The organism is Streptomyces sp. NPDC094034, from assembly GCF_040303865.1.
Lineage (GTDB): Bacteria > Actinomycetota > Actinomycetes > Streptomycetales > Streptomycetaceae > Streptomyces.
This window is the reverse complement of record NZ_JBEOUD010000016.1, coordinates 83,764-109,285: the sequence shown is the minus strand read 5'-3', so window position 1 is coordinate 109,285 and position 25,522 is coordinate 83,764. Positions and strand designations below refer to the sequence as shown.

Genomic DNA, 25,522 nt, shown 5'->3' with positions numbered 1-25,522 from the left:
GAGATCACGGTGGTACACAGCAACGCGCGTGACCGCGACCAAGCCGCCGGAACGCGGGCCCAGGGCGCGTCCGGGGCTCGGGACCAGAGCGCGATCGGGACGCAGGACCGGAGCGCGACCGCGGCGGACCAGGACTCCGTCCTGGACGCCTTCCGGCGACAGGCCGGGCGCTCACCGCAGACGACCGCCCTGATCATCGGAGACACGGTCCTCACCTACCGCGAACTCGACCACGCCTCGGCCGGGCTCGCCCAACTCCTGCGCCGGCGCGGCGCACGGCCCGGCCGGGTCATCTGCATCCGCGTCGAGCAGAGCGCGCTCGCCGTGATCGGGGTACTCGCCGCCCTGCGGACCGGCGCCGCCTGGGCCGCGCTCGAACCGGACCTGCCGGTCTCGCGCGTACGGGCGCTGTTCCGGGACACCGACTGCGCGGTGGTGCTCAGCGCGGGAGAAGACCCGGCCATGACGGGCCTGGTGAACCCGCCGGAGCGGATCGAAGCCGCCGCAATCCGGATTCCCGACCTCATCGAGACGGGCGCGCGGGCCGCGGACACGGACGAGGAGTATCCGGTCTCCGAGGACGCCCCCGCCTATCTCGTCTACACCTCGGGATCGACCGGCCTCCCCAAGGGGGTCATGGTCAGCCGCGCCCAGCTCGCGGCGTCCATCGGCCCTCGCGCCGGGGTCTACGGCACCGAACCCTCCACCTACCTGATGGCGATGCGGCTGTCGTTCGACGGCATGCTCGGCGGCATGTTCTGGTCGTTCCGCAACGGCCACACCCTGCTGCTCCCCGATCTGCGGCAGCTGAGACAGGTTCAGGAACTGGCCCGGCTGGCCGGCCGCCACCGGGCGACCCATCTCATCGTCGTTCCCTCCTACTACCGCGCGCTGCTGGACGAGAGCCGGCTGCTCCCCGATTGCCTGCGGCTGGTGGTGGTCGCGGGCGAGGTCTGTACGCCGGAGCTGGTGCGCACCCACCATGAGCGACTGCCCGGTGTGCGACTCGCGAACGAGTACGGCCCCACCGAGACGATCATCTCCTGCACCGTCGAGCCCGACCCGGACGCCTCTCGGCCACGGATCCCCATCGGCCGGCCCTGGCCGGGCGCCGAGGCCTGGGTACTGGACGACCGATTGCGCGAGGTACCGGCCGGGGTGGAGGGCGAGCTGTACATCGGCGGCGCGTTCGTGGCCCTCGGCTACGCCGGACAGCCCGGCAAAACGGCCGAGCGGTTCGTCGCGGACCCGTACGGACGGCCGGGGAGCCGCCTATACCGCACCGGTGATCTCGCCGCCGTCGACGAACGGGGAGCGCTGCACTACCACGGCAGGACGGATCTCCAGGTGAAGATCCGTGGCACCCGTATCGAACTGGGCGAGATCGAGAGCGTCCTGGAGCGCCACCCCGCCATCGGCCAGGCCGTGGTGGTCGCTGAACCGACCGAGGACGACGAGCCCCGGCTGATGGCCTTCATCACGCCCGCCGGGCCCCGGATCACACCGCCCGGCGGCATGACACTGCGCCGGCACTGCCTCGAACATCTGGTGGAACAGGCCGTTCCCACGATGTTCCTGCCGGTCACGCGGATGCCGCTGAACAGCAGCGGCAAGGCCGACCGCGCGGCCCTGTTGCGCGACTGCGCGCCGGTGGGCGGGGACGAGCGGGACTCGGTGGCGGGCCCGGTCGACGGCCGTACGAGCGCCGACTCCCCGTGGGAGCGGTGGACCGGCCACCGGCGCACGGTCGGCGCCATCTGGGCGGCCGTCCTCAGACAGTCCGAGACCGGGCCCGATGACAACTTCTTCGCGGTCGGCGGCAGTTCCCTGAAGATCATCGATCTGCACGCCCGGCTGAACCAGCGGTGGCCCGGGGTGCTGCGCATGGGTGAACTGTTCGACCTCATCACCATTTCCGCCCAGGCGGAGGCGATCACGAGCCGCGTGGGGACGGATGCGGACGCGGGCACGGACGCGGACGCTGACGTTCGGCGAGAAGACCTCACACCCCCGACCGCCTATGAGCTGTGAAGGCAGGGAGCCGCATGAACGGGAGGGCGATATGACCGGGACGGGCGTGGCCTACGGGACCGGTGCGACGCCGGAAGACGGAGCGACGCGGGGGAACCGGCCGGTGTGGGAGAACGGTGCGACGCGGGGGGACCGTGCGGCGCGGGAAGACGGTGCGACGCCTGCGAGGCCGGCCGTCGCGGTCATCGGTATCGCCACGCGCTTTCCGCAGGCCGACAACCTCGACGCGTTCCGGGCGAATCTGCTCAACGGCGTCGACTCCGTGCGCCCGATACCGCCCGAGCGGGTCGAGTCCACCTGTCTGGACCCCTCCGTGGACTACCCGGAGCTGGGCTATCTGGACCGGATCGATCTCTTCGACCATGAGCACTTCGGTCTGTCGCGGCGCGAGGCGGAGGTCACCGACCCACAGCACCGGCTCGCCCTCGAACTCACCCACGAGGCCCTGGAGAACGCCGGATACGCCCCCGAGACCCTGCGCGACAGCCAGACCGCCGTGATCTTCAGCTCCCCGAGCAACGGATACGCGCCGCTCGTCCGCGAGCAGGGCACGCTGAGCATGATCGGCAACATCCCGTGCGGACTGCCCGCCCGGGTCTCCCACATCTTCGGGCTCACGGGGCCCTGTTACGGCGTCGACACCGGCTGCAACGGATCGCTCGTCGCCGTGCACCAGGCATGCCGGGAGCTGCGCGACGGCGACGCGCGGTACGCGGTGGCCGGCGGGGTGAGCCTGCGCCATATCATCGCCCCCGCGGCCACCGTGGCGGACTTTCCCGGCATCAGCTCGCCGACCGCCAGGTCCCGGGCGTTCGACCACGCGGCGGACGGGGCGGGCGGCGGCGAGGGCGGCGCGGTCCTGCTGCTCACCACCCTGGAGCAGGCGCTGGCGGACGGCGCGTTCATCCACGCCGTGATCCGCGGCAGCGCCGTCGTACACAACGGCCGGCACTCCGCCACCATCAGCACACCGAGCGCACGCTCCCAGGCGGAGGTCATCCGCAAGGCGTGGAGCGGCGCCGGCCTGGACATCGCGACGGCCGGGTATGTCGAGACACATGGCTCGGGCACCCGGCTCGGCGACGCCATCGAGGTGGAGGGGCTGACCCTCGCCCGCCCCGGCGACCGACGCCGCCTCGCGGTCGGATCGGTGAAGACCAACCTCGGACATCTGGACCATGCCGCGGGAATCGCCGGGCTGGTCAAGACCATCCTCAGTGTGCGGCACGGTGAGCTGTACCCCTCGCTGCACTTCGAACGGGCGCCGGAGGAGATCGACCTCGACGGGGCTCGCCTCGATGTCGTGACATCGGTCAGGCCCTGGCGGGACGAGGTGCGCCGCGCCGGTGTCAGCTCGTTCAGCCTCGGTGGCGTCAACGCGCACTGTGTGGTGGAGCAGGCGCCCGCGACGGCCGTACGGCGCGCGGCGGGCACGAACGATGGCCCGGCCGAGGCGCGATTGGTCGGTGTGTCCGCCCGTACGCCCGCCGAACTCATCGCGCAGTGTGAACGGCTCTCGCTCGAACTGCGCCACAGCACACGGCCGTTGGCCGATGTCGCCAGGACCCTGAACGAGGGACGGGAGCACCACCCCTACCGCGTCGGCGCGGTGGCACGCCGCACCGCCGAACTGGCCGTCGCACTGGCCGCCGAGGCCACCTGGCAGCGGCTGGAGGCCCCCGGTACGGCGCTGTCCCCGGGGGCGGGCGGGACCGAATCCCGGCGCGCGGCCGCGCCCCGCGTGGTGTTCCTGTTCTCCGGGGACGCCGACCCCGGCCGGTCGCCGGGGACTGGCCCCTCCCCGGACCCGCTGCCCGAGCGGTTGCCCGTACCGACCGATCGCGCCGCGATGGTACGCGCCCAGCTCGCCGCGTACACCCGGCTCACCCGGGCCGGAGTGGCCCCCGACGGACTGATGAGTTCCGGGATCTCGCGCTACACCGTCCGCCATCTCCGGAGCACCCTGACGCCCGCCGACACCACGGCGCTGGAGCGGGCATCGAGCGGCCAGGACCCGGCGGTGGCCGGCGGGGCGCTCCGGCTGGAGCAGCTGCGGGCCGCGGCGGACGAGCAGTTGGCGAGCGGTCCCGTCGTCTTCGTCGAGCTGGCGGCCCGCGGGGAACTGGGCGAGCGACTGTCGGAGTATCTGGACGGCCGCCCCGGCGCCCGCGTGCTGACGTTGGAATCCGGTACGGACGGGGTACTCGACGTGCTCGCCCGGCTCTACGAGCTGCGGTGGGATCCCGACTGGGCGGCGCTGGCGGCGGCGGGCGAACGCGAGGGCGTCGGCCACCGGGTCCCGCTGCCCGGCCGCCCGCTCCGGGGCGTCCGCTGCTGGGCCAGGCCCGTGGGCGACATCATCTCCTTCGAGGGGTTCGGAACGGCCGCGTCGACGGCGGCGTCGATGGCGGCGGCCACCGAGGCGGCGACATCCCCGGCGCCCACCGCCGCGCCTGCCCATGTCCCGGCTCCTGCCCATGTCCCGGCTCCAGTTCAGGTCCCCGCGCCCAGGCCCGTTCCGGCGCCGGGGCCGGTCTCTGTACCCGTCGCCCCCGCGGCTCCCGCGGCCCCCGCGCCCGTGGCTGTGCCCGGGCCCGGTCCGAGCGCGCCGTCCGGTTCGCAGACGGTGCTCAGCTGGCTCCAGGAATCCCTGACCGATCTGCTGCGCGCGGACGAAGTCCCCGCCGACGCCGACTACTTCACCATCGGCGGGAACTCCGTCATCGCGCTCCAGCTCGTCCAGGGAATGGAGCGGCGCTACGGAGCCCATCTCAAACTGGTCGACATCTACGACCACCCCGTCGTCGGCGACCTCGCGGACGCCCTCTCGGCCCGGCTGCCACAGGCCCCGCCGGAGAAGGGGACCTGGCCGGAGCTGTCGGCCGAGCCCGCCGCCCAGGACGACGGCCCCTCGCTGCCGCCGATCCTCCCCGGCGACGAACTGGTGCTGTCGTACGGGCAGGAACGCATGTGGTTCCACCACCAGTTGGACCCGACCACCACGCTCTACAACCTGCCGGGCGTCTCCCGGCACCGCGGCCCGCTGGATCCCGACGCCGTACGGCTCGCCTGGGAAGATCTCGCCCAGCGGCACGAGACCCTGCGCTCGAACTTCGTCGAGGCCGACGGGCGACCCCGGTTGGTGATCCGCCCGGAGCTGGGCGACTTCTTCCGGTACGAGGACGTCTCCGCCGACCCGGACCCCGAGGCCGCGGCACGCGCGGTCATCAGGGTGGAGACCGGCTGGGTGTTCGACCTCGCCCGTGACTCGCTGGTCCGGGTGACGCTGGTGCGAGTCGCGCCCGACGAGTATCTCTTCTGCTGGGCGATGCACCACGCGGTCAACGACGGCTGGGCGCCCCAGATCCAGATGAAGGAGTTCCTGGCGTTCTACACGGCCCGCCTGGACGGCCGCGTACACCGGTTCGAACCGTTGCCCGTACAGTACCGGGACTACGCGCGCTGGCAGCGCGAACTGCTGGAGGGCTCCCGGCTCGACGGTGAACTGGACTACTGGCGCGGGCGATTGAGCGATCCTCCCGCGCTCGAACTGCCCACCGACCGGCCCCGTGCCACCCGGATGGACTTCGCCGGAGCCTCCCACGGGTTCACCATCCCCGGTGAACTGGTCAACGGACTGAGGGCCGTGGGCGGCCGGGAGACCGCCACCCTCTTCATGGTGCTGCTCACCGGACTCAAGGTGCTGCTCTCGCGCTGGTCAGGTCAGCGGGACATCGTGATCGGCACCCCGACCATCGGCCGTAGCCGCCCCGAACTGTGGGGCCTGCTCGGCTTCTTCAACAACACCATCGCCCTGCGCTCCGACCTCTCCGGCGATCCCACCTTCCGGGAGCTGCTGCGCCAGGTGCGAGGCGTGGTGCTCGGTGCGCTGGACCATCAGGAGATCCCGTTCGACAAGATCGTGCGTGAGGTCGCGCCGGAGCGCGATCCCAGCCGGAACCCGATCTTCGATGTGATGTACGTCCACCAGACCCTTCCGGCGGGCCTCGCGTTCGGCGAGGACCTGTTCGGTCCTGCCGGGCATGAGGACACCGGTCCCTACTTCCCCGGACTGCCGCAGGGCACGGCCAAGTTCGACCTCACGGTGGTCGTCGCCGAGCGGGCGGGCGAGGAGTCGCTCGACGTGGTGATCGAGTACGCCACGCAGCTTTTCGACGCCGGTACGGTCGAGGCCCTGTCGGCATCGCTGATGGAGCTGCTGGGCGCCGTCGCGGCGAACGAGGACACCCCGTACGGGGAGATACCCGTACAGCCGGCCCCCGCTCGGCGGACGGCCGTCGAACGGACCGCCACCGAGCCGACTGCGATCGAGCCGACGGCCACCGAGCCGACGCCTACCGAGCCAACCGCGATCGAGTCGACGGCCACCGAGCCGACGCCCACCGAGTTGGCCGTCACCGAGCTCGCCGCCCCTGACACCCCGGTCCCGGCCGTCGATTCCGCGGACCACGCGGACCACGCAGACCACGCAGACCCGGTCAGCGTCTGCCTGGAGCTGCGTGGCGAGGTGGACGGGGCCCGGATGCGAACCGCGCTGCGGGAGCTCGCGGAGCGGCACGCGGTGTTGCGTCCCGTACGCGGTGACTTCTTCACGGCGATCGACACCTCCGACCGGGACGACCCACCGGCCGCCGCACGTCAACTCGCCCTGGCGGAAGGGCGGCGGCCGCTGGAGCCGGTGGCGGGCCGTCCGCTGCGCGCGCTGCTGATCACCACTGGCCCCACCGAACACATCCTCGTGGTGACCACCCACCCCGCGGCCTATGACGGAGCGCGGCCCGGTGTGTTCTTCCGGGACCTGTTCGCCCTGTACGGCGCGCGGCTGCACGGACACCCGGCGCGGCTGCCCGCACTGCCCGAACTCCCCGTCCCGTACGAGGAGTACGCGCGCCCGCGGCGCGAGCCGGGCGCCGGAGGTCCGGGCGCTGATGTTCCGGGTGCGGATGCTCCGCTCAACGGTGGCCTCGACCACTGGAAGCACACCCTCGCCGGGCTGCGCGCCTTCGACCTGCCCGCCGACCGGCCGCGCCCGCTGTTCGGTACGGGCGCCTGTGCCGCCCACACCTTCCGGATTCCGGCGGAGCTCGCGGTCGAACTGGGCCGCGCAGGAGCCCGTGAGGGGCTGCTCGCGGGTATCGCCACGCTCCTCGCCCTGCGTTCCGAGACGGAAGAAGCGGTCATCGGACTCACCACGGCGCCGGACGCGGGCGAGTTGATCGGCCCGTTCGCGCGCACGCTGCCCCTGCGGATCTCGCTCGCCGACGACCCTTCCCTCGACCTGCTCACCGGGCGGATCCGAGGGCTGGCCGCCGACGCGGAGCACCATCGGGATGTGCCGCTCGCCGAGATCGTCCGCGCGGCCGGTGTGCCTCAGGAGCCTGGGCGGGCGCCGCTCTTCGATGTCGTCTACGCCCACCACCGCCTGCCCGCGAGGCTCGGCGCGGCGGCCGGCATCGAGGCCGGTGCCGTGCGGTGGCCGGGGGAGGAGGCGGGACGGCTCACCCTGCCCAACGGCCGGACGGGTCACGATCTGGTCTGGTCGGTCGTCGAAGGCCCAGGGCCGGACGCGTTGCAGATCTCGGTGGAATACCGCACCGAGATGTTCGACGCCTCGACGGTCGCCGCCCTGGCCGACGATCTGGTCGCGCTCATGCGCGTCGCCCTCCGTGAGCCCGCCGCGCCACTGCCCCACCTGTGGTTCGGCGCCGCCGCGTCACTCACCGACTGACATCCCGGACAGAGCCGAAGGAGATCCGTAACCGTGCGCGAACGCAAGGACAGTGAGCCGGCCATGACACCCGGCGCGCCCGTGGGTGTCGTCGGTGCCGGAACCATGGGGGTCGGCGTGGCGCAGTGCTTCGCGGAGGCCGGATATCCCGTGGTGGTCGTCGATCCCGATCCGGCGGCACTCAGCAGCGGCCCGGCCCGCCTCCGCGCGGGGGTGCGGATGGCGAGGCTGTTACGACGGCGCTCCTCGTCGCCGGCCGGGACCGGAGCCGGGCCCGGTGGCGCGGGACCCGGAGCGGGGGCAGGCGCCGGGACACCCGCGCCCTCTTCCCCGTCCCCCTCCCTTGAGGACCGTGTCACCTGGTCGGCGAAACTCCCGGACCTGGCCAGAGCTCTCTTCGTGGTCGAGTGCGCGCGCGAGAAGGTGCCGATCAAGGAGGAGATCCTGCGGCGGCTGGATCAGGTGTGCGGCCCTGACACGGTCTTCGCGTCCTGCACGTCCTGCATCCCGATCACCCGGCTCGGCTCCGTCACCGGCCGTCCCGACCGGGTGATCGGCACCCACTTCATGAACCCGGCCCCCCTCAAGGACGCCGTAGAGGTCATCCGCGCGCCGCGGACCAGCGAGTGGACCGTCCGGCGGACCGTGGACCTCCTCGCGGAGCTCGGCAAGCGGGCACTCGTGGTCCGTGACGCGCCCGGCTTCGTGACGAACCGCGTGCTGATGCTGACCCTCAACGAGGCCGCCGCCGTGCTGGGCGAGGGAACGGCCGACGCCGAGACCGTGGACCGCGTCTTCCAGGACTGCTTCGGCCACCCCATGGGGCCCCTGCGTACGGCGGATCTCATCGGGCTGGACACCGTGGTCGACTCACTCGAAGTGCTGCGCGAGTTCACCGGAGACGAACGTTTCCGGCCGTGCGCCCTGCTGGCCCGCCATGTCGCGGAAGGCAGTGTCGGCCGCAAGTCCGGCCGCGGTTTCTATCAGTACCCGGAGCAGAGGCAGCATCCGGAACACCAACTCGTCTCGCGGGGAGGAGCCAGCCATGGCTGACCACCAGAGTGCGCGTCACGAGATGTCCGCCGCAGGCCGGGAGGTCTGGCGCGACTCGCCGGCCGACCCCTGGGGGCCGGGCCTGTTTGTCGCGGAGGTCGTGGAGATCCACGGCGCTCTGGACGTCACGGCGTTCGAGAGGGCGCTGGCCCAGGTCGTCCAGGAGAGCGAAGCGCTGCGCGTGCGGCTGCCGGGGAGCGAACCGGGTACGCAGGGGCCGCCCGCCCCGGAACTCGCCGAGGGCCTGCCGCTTCCCCTGGTCGACCTCAGCGCCGACCCCGCCCCGGTCGTCGCGGCCGAGGAGTGGGTACGGGCCCAACTCGCCCGCGCGCCCCGCCCAGCCGGGAACGCGGCGTCGGCACAGGCGCTGATCCGTCTCTCGGCACACCGCTTCCACTGGTTCCACCGCCATCACCGTTCGGTGCTCGACGGCTACGGCTGCTCACTGATCACCCGCCGGGTGGCGGAGGTCTACACCGCACAGGCCGAGGGATGGCCGCCACGGGATTCGGCGTTGACGTCACCGGCGGTGCTGCTCACGGAGGAGGCCGAGTACCGTGCGTCGGACGACCGCGGCCGGGATCTCACGTTCTGGCGGGAGTATGTCGCGGGCCACGCCGAGCCGGTGACCCTCGCCGGGGAATCGGCGCCGGGCGCCGACGACGCCGCTGTCCGGGCTCCGGCCGAGCCCTCGACTCCGGTGGTCCTCAGCACCACCGAATCCGAACGGCTGCGCGCCGCGGCCCGCTACAGCGGAACGGCGTCCCGGGCCGTGTTGCTGGCCGCCGTCGGCGCGTACACGCACCGGATGAGCGGCGCCACGGACCTGTTCCTCGGTCTGCCGGTCGACGGACGGCTGAGCCGGGTCTCCCGGCGCGTGCCGGGTGTGGCCGAGGACATCGCGGCGCTGCGGCTGACGGTGCGTCCCGCCATGGGCTTCGGTCAACTCGTCCAGCGGGTGGCCCAGGAGAGCCGCCGCGTCCGCGCCCGTCAGCGGCTGCGGCACGAAGAGCTGTGCCGTGAGCTGGGAGTGCCGGGCGCTCGCCCGCGGCTCTACGGGCCCGTCGCCGATATCAGGACCCCCGGCCCGGAGATCCGGTTCGGGGCGCTGCTCGCCGTCGCCCAAAGGGTGGACCAGGAACCGGTCCAGGATCTGCGCGTGGTGGTGGACGAGCAGCCCGGCGACGGCCGCCCGAGGATCACCTTCCTGGGCGTGCCGGGCCGCTACAGCGCCGCCGAACTGGCGGCCCATGGCCGGCGTTTCGGGCGTCTGCTGTCCGCCGCCGTGGCCGCCCCCGGCCTGCCGGTGGGCTCCTTCGATCTGCTGGACGCCGCTCTGCGGGCCAGGGTGCACGGCTGGACGGGGGCGCTGGAGCGGCGCCCTCAGCAGGGCACACTCACGGAACTGCTTCAGAGCGCGGCGGCCCGGCACCCGGACCAGATCGCCGTCCGGGACCGTACGACGCGGCTCACCTACGGCGAACTCCACGAGCGGGCCAATCGCCTGGCCCACTTGCTCATCCGCCGCGGGGCCGGACCCGAGCAGATCGTGGGGCTGCTGCTGCCGCGGTCGGCCGAGGCGATCGTCGCGATGCTCGCGGTGCTGAAGACCGGCGCCGCGTATCTGCCGCTCGACCCCGCCTATCCGGCGCGGCGGCTCCGCTTCATGATCGACGACGCGCGTCCCCGGTGTGTGGTGACCGACGCCGCCGGCGCGGACCTCGACATCGACGGTCCCCCGGGAGACATCGACGTACTCGTACTGGACGACGCGAAGACCGCCGACGAACTGGTGGGCTGCTCCCCGAAGCCGCCCACCGACGCGGACCGCGTGGCACCCCTGCTGCCCGCGCATCCGGCGTATGTGATCTACACGTCGGGATCCAGCGGGACGCCGAAGGGTGTCGTGGTCGCTCATCGAGGGGTGGTGCCGCTGATCGCCTGGGTGGCCGCCGAGTTCGGCGCGGGCGCCCTCGCGCACACGCTGGCCGCGACCTCGTTCAGCTTCGATGTGTCGGTGGCCGAGATCTTCCCGGCGCTGGCCACCGGCGGCAGTGTCGAGGTGGTCGGCAATCTGCTGTCACTGCTCGACGGTGACCCGCCGCGCTGGTCGGGCGGGCTGCTGTGCGCGATTCCCTCCGTGTTCGCGAAGCTCATGGAGTTCGGCGGCGTCGAACTGTCGGCGAAGACGCTCGCGATGGCCGGGGAGGCGCTTCCCGCCGCCCTCGCCGCCCGCGTCGCGCGGACCATGCCCGGCAGCAGACTGCTCAATGTCTACGGACCGACCGAGGCCACCGTGTACGCCACCGCCTGGTCCTCCGACGAGTCCCCGGCCGATGACTCACCGGCTGGCGACTCATCGGCCGGCGACTCATCGACCGGGGGCGCGCCGCCCATCGGCCGTCCGCTGACGCATGTGCGCGCGTATGTACTCGACGGGGCACTCCAGCCGGTGGAGCCGGGGCGGCGGGGCGAGCTGTATCTGGCGGGTGCCGGGCTGGCCCGCGGTTATCTGCGCAGGCCCGGACTGAGCGCGGAACGCTTCGTGGCCGATCCGTTCGGCCCGCCCGGCAGCCGTATGTACCGGACCGGGGATCTCGCCCTCTGGCGCGAGGACGGGCAACTCCGGTACCTGGGGCGGGCCGACGCACAGGTCAAGATCAGCGGATTCCGGATCGAGCCGGGCGAGCTGGAGACCGTGCTCGCCGCTCACCCCGGGGTGAGCGAGGCCATGGCCTCGGTACGGAAGGACGCGGCGGGCGACGCACGGCTCGTCGCCTACGCGGTGCCCGCGACGGGAGCCGGGCGTCCGGAGCCCGAGACGCTGCGGGAGTGGGCCGCCGAGCGGCTGCCCGCGTATCTGGTCCCGGGGGAGGTACGGCTCGCCGAGTCGCTGCCGCGCACTCCCAGCGGCAAACTCGACCGGGACACGGAGCCCGCCATCGCGCCGGAATCCGCCGTCGCGCCGGAGCCCGCCGCCACGGCACCGGCCACGGAGCCCCCCGAGTCCGCCGAACCGGCCGGGCCCGTCGAGCCGCCGAGGCCCGCCGAAGCCGTCGTCCCCGACGTTCCCGTCGCTTCGGATGTCCCTGTCGTTCCTGCCCGGCCCGCCGCGCCCGTGGCACCGAAGCCGACGGCCCCGCCGGCGTCCGTGGTGACGCCCGCCGAAACCCGCGTCGAGCAGGTCGCCCGAGTGTTCTCCGAGGTCCTGCGGCAATCCGAGGTCCCGGTGGACGCCAGCTTCTTCGACCTCGGTGGCGACAGCATCATGTCGATCCAACTGGTGAGCCGACTGCGTCAGGTGGGGCTGGTGCTCACCCCGCAGGACATCTTCGAGTACAAGACCGTCAACGCGCTGGCCGCCGCCGCCCGTGAGACCACGCGTACCAGGTCCGGGGGCGCCACCTCGGGCGTGGGCGACATACCGCTCACCCCGATCATGCGCTGGCTCCAGGAGCTGGACGGCCCGGTCGACGGCTTCCACCAGGCCGTACTGCTCCAGGTCCCCGGCGGGGTGCGCGAGGACCGGCTGATCGCCGCCGTACAGAAGCTCCTTGACCACCATGACGCCCTGCGGTTGCGGCTCGACCGGTCGTCGGCCGAGTGGCGGCTCTCGGTACGGCCCCCCGGCTCGGTGTCCGGCGCGTCGTGTGTGCGGCGGGTCGATGTGAGGGGCGCCGACGATCTGGGACGGGTCCTCACCGAAGAGGCCGGCCGGGCGAAGGGACAACTGGACGTCCAGGCGGGCACGATGGTGCGAATCGTCTGGCTCGACGCGGGCGACGAGGCACCGGGCCGGCTGATCTTCATGGCACACCACCTGGCCTGTGACGGGGTTTCCTGGCGCATTCTGGTGCCCGATCTGGTCGGGGCGTACCAGGATCTCGAAGCGGGCCGGGTGCCCGCGCTGCGTCCGGTGGAGACATCGTTGCGGCACTGGAGCCGCGCGCTGTCCGCGCAGGCCCGCGAGGAGCGTCGTACCTCCGAACTCCCTCTGTGGACGGGGATATTGGGCACGCCGGGGCCCCGGCTGGCGAAGCGGCCACTGGACCCGGCCGTGGACACCACGGGGCGCGCGCGCTCCCGTGCGGTGACGTACGGCGCCGACCGGGCCCGGCATCTGTTCAGCACGATTCCGGCCGCTTTCCACTGCGAGATCAACGATGTGCTGCTGACGGCGCTCGCGCTGGCGGTGCGGCGCTGTGTCGGCGGTGAGAGCGATGTGGTGATCGATGTGGAGGGGCACGGCCGTGAGCCGGTCGTTCCCGGCGCCGATCTGTCCCGTACGGCGGGCTGGTTCACCAGCATGTATCCGATACGGCTCGCGCCCGGCGCCGCCGGCACCCAGGACCGGCGTGACTCCCGTCAGGAGCTGGGCCGGGCGCTGCGCCGGGTGAAGGAGCAGTTGCGGGCGATCCCCGACAAGGGCATCGGTTTCGGTCTGCTGCGCTTCCTGAATCCGGAGACCTCGGACGTCCTGGCCGCCGCCGCGCCGAGGGAGATCGGATTCAACTACTTCGGTCGGTTCCTGCTGCCCGCCGCGTCGGGGGAAGCGGACTGGGGTCCCGCGCCGGAGTCGGGCATGAGCGCCGGGGCCGACGCGGACATGCCGCTGGCGCATCCGCTGGAGATCACCGCCCTGACCCAGGACACGGCGCGGGGACCCGAACTCGGCGTCAGTTTCACCTGGCCCGAGGGCATTCTCGACGAGCGGCTGGTCGATGAGCTGGCGGACACCTGGTTCGAGATCCTGGACGCGCTGGCCGCCCACGCCATGGAACCCGGGGCGGGCGGCCGTACGCCCTCCGACTTCCCGCTGACCAGCCTCAGCCAGGACGAGGTCGAGCGGCTGGAGCGCGACTACCCGGGCCTGGAGGAGATCCTTCCGCTGTCGCCGCTGCAACAGGGGCTGCTGTACCACGTCCTGGTCAGCGGGTTGGGCACCGATACGGAGACGGACGAGGGCGCCCGGGAGGAAGCCGGGGCGGCGGAAGAACCGGTCGGCGAACACAGCGTCTACACCGTGCAGGTGTGGCTGGAACTCGTCGGTGATCTGGACCCCGACCGGCTCCGTGCCGCGGGCCGGGCGCTGCTGCGGAGGCACACCAACCTGAGCGCCGCCTTCGTCCACGAGGGCCTGGCCGAGCCGGTCCAGGTGTTCGGTGCCGCGGCCGAACTGCCCTGGCGGGAAGAGGATCTGGGCGCGCTGGCGCAGGACGCGCGGGAGTCGGCGATCGACCGGCTGCTGGATCTGGAGCGCAGCCGCAGGTTCACCCCGACCGCTCCACCGATGATGCGGATGATGCTGATCCGGCTGGGCGACAACCGCCACCGGGTCGTACTGACGACGCATCACATCCTGATGGACGGCTGGTCGTTGCCCATCGTGCTGCGGGAGCTGTTCGCTCTCTACCGGGAGGCGGGCGGCGAGGGTTCGGTCACGGCCGGGGATCTCCCGCCCGAGGATCTTCCGGCCACCACCCCGTTCCGGGAGTATCTGTCCTGGCTCGGACGGGTCGACAGCACGGAGGCGGAAGCCGCCTGGCGGGAGGCGCTGGCGGGGCTGGCGGCGTCGACCCGGGTCGCGCTGGAGGAGGGTACGGCGGAACCGTTGGCGCCGCGCAATGTCACCGTGCAGCTGAGCGCGGAGACGACCGTGGCCCTGGTCGACATGGCACGCCGGCACGGCGTGACGACCAACACGGTGCTCCAGGCCGGCTGGGGCATTCTGATGGGCCAGGAGACCGGTAACACCGATGTGGTGTTCGGCTCCGTGGTCTCGGGGCGGCCCGCGGAACTCGCCGGTGTGGAAACGATGGTCGGGCTCTTCATCAACACCGTGCCGACGCGGGTGCTGCTGGATCCGGGTGAGTCGCTGGGCGCGCTGCTTGTGAGGCTTCAGCGGGAGCAGGCCGCACTGCTGCCGTATCACCACATCAGCCTCGGTGAGATCCGCCGGATCACGGATGTGGGGAACCCGTTCGACACCGTGATGGCGTTCGAGAACTACCCGCTCGACACGGAGGAGTTGGCGGAACCCGCGCCGGGTCTGAAACTGGCGCGGGCCTATGGGGACGACGCCCCGCACTTCCCGCTGAACCTGGTGGTGTCCGCGCGCGGCGAGCGGCTGCTGCTCCGGTTCGACTACCGTCCGCACCTGATGGCGCGCGAGCGGGTGGCATCACTCGCCGACCGGTTCGTCCGGCTGCTGACCACGGCGGCGACCGAACCCACCCGGAGCGTCGGCGGTTTCATGGCCCCCGGCGAGAGTGCCGGCGAGTCCGCCGGTGGCACCGAGGCGGCGGCCGAGGTGCTGCTCGCGGGCACACAGCGGGACCCGGGGAGCGGTATCGGCGTCCTGCTGCCGCTGCGCGAGTCCGGTGAGCGTCCGCCGCTGTTCTGTGTCCACCCGGCGGCGGGGATCGCCTGGTCCTACGCCGGGCTCACCGGGCCGCTGGGTACGGACCAGCCGGTGTACGGCCTCCAGGCGCGAGGGCTCGACGGAGAGGAGGTGCTGCCCGCGTCCCTGCGGGAGATGGCGGCGGACTATGTGGATCACATCCGCTCCGTGCGGCCCACCGGCCCGTACCAGCTGCTGGGCTGGTCGTTCGGCGGCCTGGTGGCCCACGAGATGGCGGTACAGCTCCAGTCGAGCGGCGAGAGCGTCGGGCTGCTGGCGATTCTGGACGCCTTTCCCGCCGACCGGGCCAAGGACGGCGCGGGCGGGCCCACGGCACGGGTGACCGGCGGGGATGTGCTGGCGATGGTGCTGGAGTTCTTCGGGTACGACCCCGCGGGCTGGGCGGGCGAGTCGCTGACCTATCCGCGGTTCGTGGAGATCGCCCGCGAACAGACGGGGCTGCTGGCCTCGTTCGACGAGCAGCGGGTCGCGGCGGTCGCCCGGATCTTCGCCAACAACTCGGCGCTCTCGTACGCCCACAAGCCGGGCCGGTTCACCGGCGACCCACTGATCTTCACCGCCCGGGAGACCTCCCCGGACGTCGCCCGTGAGCTGTGGCGGCCGCTGGTGGACGACGGCGGGATGGAGATACTGCCCATCGACTGCACCCACGGTGAGCTGGGGCGGCCGGGCCCGCTGGGCGAAGTCGCCCAGGTGCTCGCCCAGCGGCTGAAGGCCCGTCCGGCCACGCCGGGGAACGTCGTATGAGGCAGGGTACGGAGCCGGGGAACACGGCGGACCGCCCCGGCTCCGTCCCTCTTTCGACCGCGCAGTACGGGGTATGGCTGGGGCAGCAGTTCGCCCCGCCGGCCCGGTACCACGTGGCGGCGGGATTCGAGGTGTCCGGGGCTCTGGACCCCGGGCTCTTCGAGACGGCCTTCCGGCTCACGGTGGCGGAGGCGGAGCCACTGCGGGCCCGGTTTCCCGCCGGGGAGGGCGAGGAGCCCTGGCAGCGGGTCGGGCCGCTGCCGCCGTGGCGTGTGCCCGTGGTGGATCTGCGACAGGAGCGGTGCCCGATGGCCGCGGCGGTGGAGTGGATGCGGGCCGACGCGGCCCGCCCGTTCGACCTCGCGGCGGGGCCGTTGTTCCGTACGGCGTTCATCCGGCTCTCGGACGAGCGGGTGTGCTGGTTTCTGCTCTGCCATCACCTGGTGATGGACGGTCTGGGCGGCGCGCTCTTCGCCCGGCGTCTCGGCGATGTCTACGCGGCCCTGGAGCGCGGGGAGGACCCTGAGCCAGGCCCCCGGGTCCCGCTGGAGGCGCTGCTGCGGGCGGAGGCCGACTACCGGTCCTCACCGGAGTTCGGCGCCGACCGTGCTTACTGGATCGACCGGATGGCCGGCCCGCGCCCCGAGTCCGCCCGCCCCGAAGCTCTTCGTTCCGGGGCGGGCGCACCCGGGACGGTGGACGCGCCGGACGCGGGAGAGGCCCTGAGCGGGGTCGCGGCGCGCGGCGTCGCCCGGCTTCCCGGCGAGGGGCTGGCCGAACTGCGGCTGCTGGCCCGGCGGCTGGGGGTCCGATGGCCGGTGGTGGCCACGGCGTCGGCGGCCCTGCTGGCACACGCGCGCGCCGGAGTGGGCGCGGGCGAGGAAGTGGTGCTGGGGCTGCCGGTAGCGGGTCGTACGGGCGATGTGGCCCGCGCGGTGGGCGGTATGACCTCGAACGTGCTGCCGCTGCGGGTGCCGGTGCGCGTGGACCGGCCCGCGGCCGAGCTGGTGCGTGCCGTGCACGCCGAGATGACATCCGCACTCGCCCATCAGCACTACCGCGCCGAGGATCTGCACCGGGATCTGGGCCTGACCGGCACCGGGCAGGCGCTGTACGGGCTCGCCGTGAACGTGATGCCCTTCAGTTTCGGACGGCGGTTCGCGGGCCGGCCGATGACGATGCACCATCTCGCGGTCGGCCCGGTGGAGGATCTGTCCGTCACGGTCCACCCGGAGACGGAGCGTTCAGGTCTGCGCGTCGACCTCTATGCCGACCCGGCCCGGTACGGCCCGCGCGAGGCCGCCGCCGAGGCACGCAGGTTCGTCCGGCTGCTGACCGGCGTGCTCGCCGAACCCGACCGCCCGGTAGGGGAGTTGGGACTGCTGTCGGCCGGGGAGCGACGGCGGACGGTGCCCCGCGCCGGCACCCCGCCCCTTCGGTCCGCCGCCACACTGCCGCGGCTGGTGGAGCGCTGGGCCGCGCGGACCCCGGGGGCCCCGGCGGTCACCTGCGGGCCCGACCTCCTGTCGTACGGAGAGCTCAACGCCCGTGCCAACCGGCTGGCCGGGGCGCTGATCCGGCGCGGCGCCGGCCCCGGGAACACGGTCGCCGTCCTGCTGCCCCGCTCGGTCGAACTGGTCACGGCGATTCTCGCGGTGACCAAGACGGGTGCGGCGTATGTCCCCATCGACCCTGCCTGGCCCGCCGACCGCGTCGGCACGATCATGGCGGACGCCCGGCCCGTGTGCGTGGTCACTCCGGACGATCCGGCCGGACCTCTGGACGAGTTCTCGTCCGCCGATCCGGTGGACGCGGACCGTACGGGGCCGCTGACGCCCGGCCACGCCGCGTATGTCATCTACACCTCGGGTTCCACCGGCCGGCCCAAAGGTGTGGTGGTGGAGCACCACAGCGCCGTGTCGCTGCTGGCAGGCGCCGCGGCCGACTTCGGCTTCCACGCCGGTGACGTGTGGACGATGTTCCACTCCTGCGCCTTCGACTTCTCCGTGTGGGAGATGTGGGGCGCGCTGGCGCACGGCGGGCGGCTGGTCGTCGTTCCCCACGAGGTGAGCCGGTCGCCCCGGGAGTTCCTGGGGTTGCTCGCCCGGGAGCGGGTGACGGTGCTGAACCAGACGCCGTCCGCCTTCTACGCGCTGGCGGCGGCCGACGACGAGGAGCCGGACCGGGGGAGGGATCTGACGCTGCGCTGGGTGATCCTCGGTGGTGAGGCGCTGCGGCCCGCACGGCTGCGGTCCTGGTTCCGGCGGCGCGGTGACGCCTCTCCGGTCCTGGTCAATATGTATGGCATCACCGAGATCACGGTTCACGCCACCCGGCTCGATCTGGCCGCCCCTCACAGCGCCGAACAGGGCAGCCCGGTCGGGACATCGCTGCCCGGAACCCGCCTCTACGTACTGGACGGCCGGCTGCGTCCGGTGTCGCCCGGGACGGCGGGGGAGCTGTATGTGGCGGGCCCCGGGGTGGCCAGGGGGTATCTCGACCTGCCCGGCCTGACCTCGGCGCGCTTCGTCGCCGACCCCTACGGCCCGCCGGGATCGCGGCTGTACCGTTCGGGTGACCTCGTACGGTGGCGGCCGGACGGTGGCCTGGAGTACCTCGGCAGGTCCGACGACCAGATCAAGGTCCGCGGCTTTCGTATCGAGCCCGCCGAGATCGAGAGCGCGCTGCTGGGCATCTCCGGGGTCGCGCAGGCGGTCGTGGCCGCCGTACCGGAAGGCGCCGAAGACGGCGCCGGTGGCCCTGACGCGCGGCTGGTGGGCTATGTGGTTCCCGCGCGGGACGGGACGGCGGCGGCGGGCGATCCCGGCCCCTTCATCGCGCGTCTGCGGGAACACCTGCGGGAGCGGCTGCCCGGCCATCTGGTCCCCGCGCTGTTCGTGGTCCTGGAGTCGTTGCCCCTCACCGCCAACGGCAAGCTGGACCGGAAGGCCCTGCCCGCCCCCGTCCCGGCGGCGCCGGTCCATGCCGCGGGCACGCCCGGCACCCCTCAGCAGCGGCGGCTCGCCTCCCTGTACGAGGAGCTTCTCGGTACGGGGCGCGTCGGGCCGCAGGACAGTTTCTTCGATCTCGGTGGCGACAGTCTGCGCGCGACACGGCTGGTCAGCGCCGCGCGCGAGCGCTTCCGGGTGGAGGTGGACGTACGGGACGTGTTCGCGCGTCCGACGGTGGCGGAACTCGCCGCGCACCTGTGGCGACACACCCCGGACGTCGACCTGGACCTCGACGCGGACGGGACCCACGGCATCGAAGGAGCCGAAGACACCGAGGCAACGGACGGCCGCCCCGCGCACCTGCCGCTCTCCTTCGCGCAACGGCGGTTGTGGTTCCTGCACTCGCTCACCGGGCCTGACAGCGCCTACAACGTACCCTTGGTCCTGCGGTTCACCGGCGAGGCCGACGAGGAAGCGCTGCGGGCGGCTCTCGTCGATCTGACGGTACGTCATGAGACGCTGCGCACCATCGTCCAGGAGGCGGCCGGCCGGCCGGTCCAGCGGATCCTGCCACCGGCGGACGCAAGCTCCGCGCTCACCGTCACCAGGACCGGTGCGGGGGAGTTGGCGCGGGCACTGGCGACGAGTGCACGGTACGCCTTCCGGCTCGATGCCGAATGCCCGTTGCGGGCCGAGCTGTTCATCACCGGCTCCGACGAACAGGTGCTGCTGCTCCTGCTGCACCACATCGCCTGCGACCACGCGTCCCTCGCTCCGCTGCTGGCCGATTTCCGTACGGCCTACACGGCCCGCCTGCGCGGCCTGGCGCCCGACTGGGCGCCCCTGCCGGTGCGGTACGCGGACTTCACCCGGTGGCAGCGCCGGGCACTGGGTACGGACGGCGAGCCCACGGCTCTGGCACGGCGCGGGCTCGCCCACTGGACCCGCGTACTCGACGGACTGCCGGAACGGATCGAGCTGCCCGCCGACCGGACGGCCGGGACGGCGGGCGACGAGGCGGTGGACGCCGGGGACACCGTGGCGTTCCAGATACCCGCACCGGTGCACGGCGGGCTCGCGGAACTGGCCGCCACCGAGCGCGCCAGTGTGTTCATGGTGGTGCACGCCGGGCTGGCGGCACTGCTCACCCGGCTCGGTGCCGGTACGGACATCCCCGTGGGGACAGCGGTCTCGGAGCGCGCCGACGCGCGATGGGACGGGATCGTCGGATTCTTCGTGAACACAGTGGTGCTGCGCACCGACACCTCCGACGCCTCGGGCACGATGACGTTCCGTCAGCTGCTCGGGCGGGTCCGGGACGCCGATCTGGCCGCCTTCGCCCATCAGGACACCCCCTTCGACCATGTGGTGGAGGCGCTCGCGCCGCACCGCTCGGCGAGCGGACAGGCGCTGTTCCAGGTGATGCTGGTCGTCACCCCGGAGCCGCCGCGGCGGCTCCAACTCCCCGGAGTCTCGGCCGAGATCGGCACGGTCGGCACCGGAGCCGCCAAGTTCGATCTCTCCTTGAGCCTGTACGAACACCGCGGCCCGGATGGCGCCTTCCTGGGCATGGACGGGGTGCTGGACTACCGGAGCGCACTGTTCGACCGGGCGACCGCACAGGCGATCGGCGACCGCTTCGCGCGTCTGCTGGAGGGCGTCTGCGCCGGTCCCGACCTGCCCGTGCACCTGGCCGGCATCCTGGCGAGCGGGGAGCGCGATCGGCTGCTCACCACCTGGGGCACCTCACCGGTTCCCGCGCGGCTCACGCATGACACCGTGCCGGGGAGATTCGCCGAGCAGGCGCGTCGCGCGCCCGGCGCTCCGGCGGTCCGCGCCTCTGGACAGCTGCTGACCTACGCGGAGCTGGACGCCCGGTCCGACCGGCTGGCCGTACGGCTGGCCGGGTTCGGCGTCGGGGCCGAGACCCCGGTCGCGGTGCTGATGGAGCGGGGCGCGGAATTCGTGGTGGCCGTGCTGGCGGTCCTCAAGTGCGGTGGCGCGTATGTGCCGTTGGACTCGCGGTCGCCGCGTGCGCGACGGGAACGGGTGGTGGCGGAGTCGGGCGCGCGGGTGATGATCGTGGGCGAGGGCACACCCCTCGACGTCGGGCCCCGCGACGACGCGTCCCCGGATGGCGGGCCCGATGGCGGTCCGCGGATCATCGACGTACGGGACACCGCCGCGGCCGCCGCCGATCCGCGACCGGCGCTCGCGGTGGGCGGCACGGCGAGTCCGGCGAGTCCGGCGAGTCCGGCGAGTCCGGCGAGTCTGGCCAAGGTCATCTACACCTCCGGCTCGACCGGTGTGCCCAAGGGCGTGGCCGTCACCCATGGCGATGTGCTCGCCCTCGCCCTCGACAGTTGCTGGCAGGACAGCCGGCCGCAGCGCGTCCTGATGCACTCGCCGCTCTCCTTCGACGCGTCGACCCTGGAAACGTGGGTCCCATTGCTGAACGGCGGGGAGGTGGTGGTGGCCCCGCCCGGTGAACTGGACCTGGCGACGCTGGAGCGCCTGATCACAGGCACGGGGATCACCACGCTGTGGCTCACCGCCGGTCTCTTCCAACTCGTCGCGGAGGAGAACCCCGGATGTCTGCGTGAGCTGGACACGGTGTGGACCGGGGGAGACGTGGTGGCGCCGCGCGCCGTGAGCGCCGTGCGCCGGCACTGCCCGTCCACCCTCGTGGTGAACGGCTACGGGCCGGCGGAGGCGACGACGTTCGCGACCCGGCACCCGATCACCGGCCCCGCCGTCCCCCGTCCCGAGGACCGGCCCCACCGGTCGGGTGTCCCGATCGGACGCCCGCTGGACGGCGTCCGCGTCTACGTACTCGACGACTTCCTGCGGCCTGTGCCCGCGGGCGTGACGGGTGAGCTGTATCTTGCGGGCGCTGGTGTCGTACGGGGTTATCTGAACCGCCCCGGACTCACGGCCGAACGGTTCGTGGCCGACCCGTTCGGCCCGCCCGGGACGCGGATGTACCGTACGGGCGATCTGGCCCGGTGGCTGCCCGACGGCGTGCTGGCGTTCGCGGGCCGTGCCGACGGCCAGGTGAAGCTGCGCGGATTCCGTATCGAGACCGACGAGGTCGCCGCCGTACTGACCGGACATGACGGGATCGGCCAGGCGGCGGTGGTCGTACGGGAGGACCGGCCCGGCGACCGGCGGCTGGTGGCGTATGTGGTCCCGGAGGAGGGCCGGAGGGTTGATGAGGCGGCGGTGCGGGAGTACGTGGCCGGTGTGCTGCCCGAGTACATGGTGCCGGGAACTGTCGTCCTCCTGGACCGACTGCCACTGACCCGCCACCACAAACTCGACCGGGCCGCGCTTCCCGCACCGGCCCGGCCCGTGCCACGTTCGGCGGCGCCGCGTACCGCGCGTGAACGGGTGCTGTGCGGCATCGTCGCGGAATTGCTCGGTGAGGAGTCGGTGGGCGTCGATGACGGCTTCTTCCGCCTCGGCGGGGACAGCATCATGGCCATCCAACTGGTCAGCCGGGCCCGCGACGCGGGTCTGCGGATTACCGTGCGCGATGTCTTCCGCTACCCCGGCATGTCCCAGCTGGCCGAAAAAGCAGAGGTGTTCGAGGCGGGCGCCGCCCCGGTGCCGTCGGGGGAGGACGACGGAAGCGGTGAGCTCCCGCTGACTCCCATCATGCGCTGGTGGCGGGATCAGCCGGGTGACGATCCGGCTGCCTTCAGCCAGTGCCTCACCCTGCGGACCCCGCCGGGCTTGACTCGCGAGCAACTGGCCGACTCCCTCCAGGCCCTGCTGGACCACCACGCGGCACTGCGGCTGCGACTGCGGATGAGCCCCGGCGATCCGGCCGAATCGGACGGCACGGGCGGCGACAACAGGCCCCATGGTGCGGATGACGCGGTTCGTTCGGCCGATACGGCGGGCTGGGCGGTGGAGGCTCTGCCGCCCGGGGTTGTGCGGGCGGGGGACCGGGTACGCCGGGTCGATGCCGTCGACGACTGGGCCCGGCTGCCCGAACTGCTCTCCGACGCGGCCCGCGTGGCCCGGGACAGCCTGGATCCCGCCGTGGGAGGGATGGTGTCGGCGGTGTTCCTCGACGCCGGGCCCCTCCAGCCGGGCCGACTGGTCCTCGTCGTACATCATCTGGCCGTCGACGGGGTCTCCTGGCGCATTCTGCTGCCCGACCTGGCCGCCGCTCATCGGGCCGTCGCCGATGGTCGCCCTCCCGCACTGCCCTGCGTCGGGACCCCGTTCCGCGACTGGGCCGGATATCTCGCCGGGCAGGGCGAAACCGGCGCGCGGCAGGGCGAGTTGGCCCTGTGGAAAGAGGCACTGTCCGGGGCGGACGCGTTGACGGACGCCCCGGAGGGAGCGGCGCCGGGAGCGACGCGGCGGTTCACGGCGACGCTGCCGCCGGAGCGCACCCGCCCCCTGCTGACAGAAGTGGGCGCCGCCTTCCGGTGCGGTGTGGAGCCCGTACTGCTCACCGGGCTGGCCCTCGCCATGGAGGAGTGGCGCCGCCGCCGGGGCCGCGCGCCCGGCGGGGACTCCCGTGGTGTGGTCGTCGAGCTGGAGTCCCATGGACGTCCGGAACTGCCCGAGATGGATCTGTCCCGGACAGTGGGATGGTTCACCAGCATGTTCCCGGTCCGGCTGGAGAACACCGAATGTGCCTGGACGGATGTGTGGACCGCGGGCCCGGCGCTCGGCCGGGCCCTGAAGCGGGTCAAGGAGCGGTTACGGGCCGTGCCCGACCTGGGTATCGGGTACGGCGTACTGCGTCATCTCGACCCGGTGGCGGCGCCGGAGCTGTCCGCCCTGGGGGCGCCCCGGGCCGGGTTCAACTACCTGGGCCGGATCGCCGCGGAGGGCCGTGAGGACTGGGACATCACCGCGGAGTTCACCACACTGCCCGACACGGACGGGACACTCGCGCCGCCCGGCGGGCATTTCCTCGGCCTCGACGCGGTGACCGTCGACGGTCCGGCAGGACCGCGGCTGAACGCCGCGTGGTCCTGGGCGGAGCCGGCGTTCACGGAGGAGGAGATCCGGGAGCTGGCCTCGCTGTGGTTCACCGCGCTCGACGCCCTGGTCGTGCATGCCAGAACCCCCGGGGCGGGCGGACACAGCCCGTCCGATCTTCCCCTGGTCCCGCTCCAGCAGACGGAGATCGAGCACCTGGAGTCGGCGTACCCCGGCCTCGTGGACGTCCTGCCGCTGACCCCGCTCCAACAGGGACTGCTCTTCCACTCGCTCTATGCCCCGGACAGTCCGGACGTCTATCAGGCGCAACTCGTCCTGCGTCTGCGGGGCGAGCTGGACGGTCAGGCCCTGCGCGCGGCGGCGGCGGGGCTGCTGGAGCGGCACCCCAATCTGGGGGCGGCGTTCGTCCATCACGAGCTGCCCCGACCGGTCCAAGTGGTGCCGGGCACGCTCGTGCCGCAGTGGCGTGAGCTCGATCTCGGGGTGGTGTCGGCCGGGCGCCGCGAGCGTGTCTTCGACCGGCTCGCGGCCGCCGACCTGCGTCGGCGCTTCGAGCTGGACCGGCCTCCGCTGCTGCGCTTCACACTGTTCGCGTGGGGGCCGGACGAACACCGGCTGGTGCTGACACACCATCATCTGATCCTGGACGGGTGGTCGGTGTCGCTGCTGGTCGGTGAGTTGTTCACGCTGTACGCCGAGGGGGGCGCCCCTGGTGCGCTGCCCGCCGTGACGCCCTACCGCGAGCATCTGTCCGCGCTGGCGGCCCAGGACGGTGACGCGGCCCGGGACGCCTGGCGGGCGGCTCTCGCCGACGCGGCGGCGCCGTCGCTCCTCCAGGACACCGACGGCGGGACCGTCGTCCGTGGAGGCGCGGTGCCGGTACGGTCCGTGGAGTTCACCCTGCCCGAGGCGCTGACCGCGTCGTTGCGCGACCTGAGCCGTCACGGTCTCACGCTCAACACCGTCGTCCAGGGCGCCTGGGCGCTCCTCCTCGCCCGGCACGGCGGCGTGCCGGACGTGGTGTTCGGCACCACCGTCTCGGGCCGCAGGCCCGAGATCGCCGGGATGGAATCGATGATCGGGCTCTTCATCAACACCGTGCCGGTACGACTGCGGATCGACCCCGCGGAGACCGTACTGAACCTGCTGGCGCGCTTCCAGGACGAGCAGGCCGCGCTCCTGCCGCACCAGCATCTGGGGCTGGGGGACATTCAGCGGCTGGTCGGCCGGCGTGAGCTGTTCGACACGCACGTCGTCTTCGAGAACTACCCCCTCGACCGTGCGAGCCTGGCACGCGCCACCCCGGGCCTGCGGCTCGTCCACAGTGAGGGGCGCGACGCCACCCACTACCCGCTGACGCTGGCGGCGTTCGCCGGCGACGGCCCGTTGACGCTGCGGCTCGGCCATCGCCCGGACGCGGTGGAGCGCCCCCGGGCCGAGCGGATCGCCACGGAACTCGAACGTCTGCTGGGCGCGATCGCCGCGGCGCCCGACGACGCGGTGGCCGGCCTGCTCAGCCCCGAACCTTGAGCCATGAGCGCCCCTGCCCCCTGTCCCCGCCCTCTCTCCACGCGATGTCCGAACACCTGAAAGGAAAGAACCTCC

General features: G+C 72.7%; 5 protein-coding genes. All 5 read left to right on the top strand.

Annotated features, from left to right (window positions below):
- Positions 1–9: 9 nt before the first annotated feature.
- The 5 genes from ABTZ59_RS16865 to ABTZ59_RS16845 are packed head-to-tail and all read left to right on the top strand — an operon-like array spanning position 10 to position 25,447.
- Complete coding sequence (locus ABTZ59_RS16865) at positions 10–2,031, top strand: non-ribosomal peptide synthetase (RefSeq protein WP_351397305.1); 2,022 nt, start codon at positions 10–12, stop codon at positions 2,029–2,031.
- 31 nt (positions 2,032–2,062) lie between these two features.
- Positions 2,063–7,780, top strand: a complete 5,718-nt coding sequence (locus ABTZ59_RS16860; protein WP_351397302.1) for a condensation domain-containing protein — start codon at positions 2,063–2,065, stop codon at positions 7,778–7,780.
- Between the two features lie 33 nt (positions 7,781–7,813).
- On the top strand, positions 7,814–8,833 hold the full coding sequence (locus tag ABTZ59_RS16855; RefSeq protein WP_351397299.1) for a 3-hydroxyacyl-CoA dehydrogenase family protein: 1,020 nt from the start codon (positions 7,814–7,816) through the stop codon (positions 8,831–8,833).
- On the top strand, positions 8,826–16,001 hold the full coding sequence (locus tag ABTZ59_RS16850) for a non-ribosomal peptide synthetase (RefSeq protein WP_351397296.1): 7,176 nt from the start codon (positions 8,826–8,828) through the stop codon (positions 15,999–16,001). The genes ABTZ59_RS16855 and ABTZ59_RS16850 overlap by 8 nt, the downstream gene beginning before the upstream one ends.
- Positions 15,998–25,447, top strand: a complete 9,450-nt coding sequence (locus ABTZ59_RS16845; protein WP_351397293.1) for a non-ribosomal peptide synthetase — start codon at positions 15,998–16,000, stop codon at positions 25,445–25,447. Before ABTZ59_RS16850 ends, ABTZ59_RS16845 begins: the two co-directional genes overlap by 4 nt.
- Positions 25,448–25,522: the final 75 nt, after the last annotated feature.

Excerpts from the sequence above, each read along its gene's own strand:
- ABTZ59_RS16860 (WP_351397302.1), top strand. The coding sequence starts at position 2,063 with ATGACCGGGACGGGCGTGGCCTACGGGACCGGTGCGACGCCGGAAGAC.
- ABTZ59_RS16845 (WP_351397293.1), top strand. The coding sequence starts at position 15,998 with ATGAGGCAGGGTACGGAGCCGGGGAACACGGCGGACCGCCCCGGCTCC.
- ABTZ59_RS16850 (WP_351397296.1), top strand. The coding sequence starts at position 8,826 with ATGGCTGACCACCAGAGTGCGCGTCACGAGATGTCCGCCGCAGGCCGG.